Below are 2,221 nucleotides of genomic sequence, written 5' to 3' on the forward strand. Positions count from 1 at the left end.
GCCAAACACACGAGAGAGGAGCCCAGTGCGTTAGGAGCGCACGCTGGGATCTGCGCGGGGGGTGCAGGGTGACCTGCATTCCTACCGCGACCGCTATTTCGTAGGGTTCCTTGTCGCTCTCGGCGATGCGGCCCATCAATGCTCCCAGCTGCTCGCTGGTGAGCAGGAATTTTTCCAGTACAGCGGTGACATCGGGGAATTGCCGGCGGAAGTCGGTATGGCCGACCGCGTAGATCTGCTCCGCTTCGCCGTAGATCTTTTTGGGGTCGTCCAGAAATTTGAGGTCCCAGCGCGCGAATTTCCAGTGCGGATTCCAGCCGGTGACCACCACCCCTTCGCCCCTTTCGATGGCGCCCTGGAGGGTGGCGGTCATTACCGGGCCGTTGCGCCCCTCGGTCAGGGTCTGGCTGATGATCTCCAACTTGTCCGGGTATTTGTCCGTGTAGTCCTGGTGGGTGTAGGGCAGCCAGGCATTCACGTACAGGCCGTAATCCTGCTGGGCTGTGGACGAGAAGATGACCGCGATGTCCGTAAAGGTCGTTTCGACGGCAAGCTTTATTTCTGATGACCTCGATGTGTGAAATATAGCCAACCATTGACCACAACAGACAGGACGATAGGCGCCAAAACAGGAGATGGGTTGAGCGGTCCCATCATTGCTGAAAAGATGGTTGCAATTATCCAGGTGAACAGAAACCAGATAAACAGGACCTTTTTGGGTACGATTTTCCTGTTGAATACAAATGCTGCGGGGAAATAACAAATCAGCACAAAGGGTAGCGTTCCGACGAAGGATAGAAGGAATAATCCAAGTACATTCATTTTGTCAGGTCCTAATATTCAAGGTTTTCTGATCCATCATATGTCGCAGGTCTGCTGCCTGGTCGCTTACTATGTCGCAGGTCTGCTGCCTGGTCGCTTACTATGTCGCAGGTCTGCTGCCTGGTCGCTTACTATTTGGTTCTATGCATAAATAACATACATCATGGTCAGTGAAACTGAATTCAGAATCAATGTAAGAAGTGGTTCTACTTCTTGGTGTCGTCTGTCCTTCGAAGTGGCAAAGTTAATAGGAACATCTGTGGCTTGTCCGCAGGATGCTTTGGTTGAAAAGGAGTAAACTGCCTCCGGATCTCCAGGGATATGACAATAATGAGTTCTGTCCTCTTTCCACGCTTAATTCGACCTCTCCGGTCATGACAGCATGTCCCAAACGGACGCTGATCATGGGCGTCCGTTTACAATCCTTTGCATGGAAATGCCCTTCCCTGGGCCCCCTGCCGTCGGTCCTGAGGCACCTACGGCGGGGGTGATGCCTGTTTCAGAATGCGCTTTTCAGGATGGTGTTGATCTCCTCGGGAAAGGCCATGCAGACGGTCTCGTTGAAAAGCATCTGGAGGGCCCCCACATCGGGTGTCCCCAGTTTCTGACTGAAAAAGGTCCTGGGCGAAAAAAGGAGGTGGAGGCGGAAGTGCTCATCGTTCTCCGCCGCCGTGAAGAAATTCATGTTGAAACTGTAAATCCCCATTTTGTCGTACTCGGCCATGACCCTCGCCAGGCCTGTTGCCAGATCTCTCAAGTCGGCGTCGGTCAGCCCCGGAGTCCAGCAGACATCCTCGACCACGGCAAGGACGTCGCCGGCAACCCCCATGGGCGCATAAGCCGTCATCCAGTGACTGCGGCCAATCCGGCCCAGGTACCGCTGCCCGGATTGCCTTTCAGCGGCAACCAGGTCATCCCAGTAGGTGGTCTTATGGGCAAGGTGGTAGGCCTTTGATGCTTCTATCTCCTGACGCATGAGATTGGGCGGCGTCGATGAGGAGAAGACCTGCAGATGGGGATGGATAAGGGAGCTGCCTGCAGGCGGCATGTAGTTCCAGTTGATGATGTGGTACACAGACTCCGGGTGGCCGGATGCGTGGATGCGCCTGAAAAAATCCCTCGCGAACCCGAAGGCGCCGGCCATGAGGTCGACGGTGAAGTTTGTCATAGGGATGAAGTGCCTCGCACCGAACGTGGCCACGGCCCCAATGGTGTCATACGGAGCGAGATTGGGGAAGATGGTCATATCGTTTCTGCGCATCCTGCCTTCGGCGATAAGGTCTTTGGGAAAGCACGGTGTCACTTGCATCACCTTGTCACCGCAGAACGGGCACCACGATTCGGTGCCGCCGACCAGAGCGTCGAAATCGGGCTTTTCCCACTGCAGTTTCATGAAATG

The 2,221-nt window shown here is 54.8% G+C and carries 2 protein-coding genes; both read right to left on the reverse strand.

Going from position 1 to position 2,221, the window contains the following annotated elements; all coding sequences use genetic code 11:
- On the reverse strand, window positions 1–592 hold a 592-nt coding region (locus HNQ81_RS17220), incomplete at its 3' end, for a glycine betaine ABC transporter substrate-binding protein (protein WP_280528116.1).
- A gap of 729 nt (window positions 593–1,321) precedes the next feature.
- On the reverse strand, window positions 1,322–2,221 hold a 900-nt coding region (locus tag HNQ81_RS17225; protein WP_183352659.1), incomplete at its 5' end, for a hypothetical protein.

The organism is Desulfoprunum benzoelyticum (assembly GCF_014201505.1).
GTDB classification, from domain to species: domain Bacteria; phylum Desulfobacterota; class Desulfobulbia; order Desulfobulbales; family Desulfocapsaceae; genus Desulfoprunum; species Desulfoprunum benzoelyticum.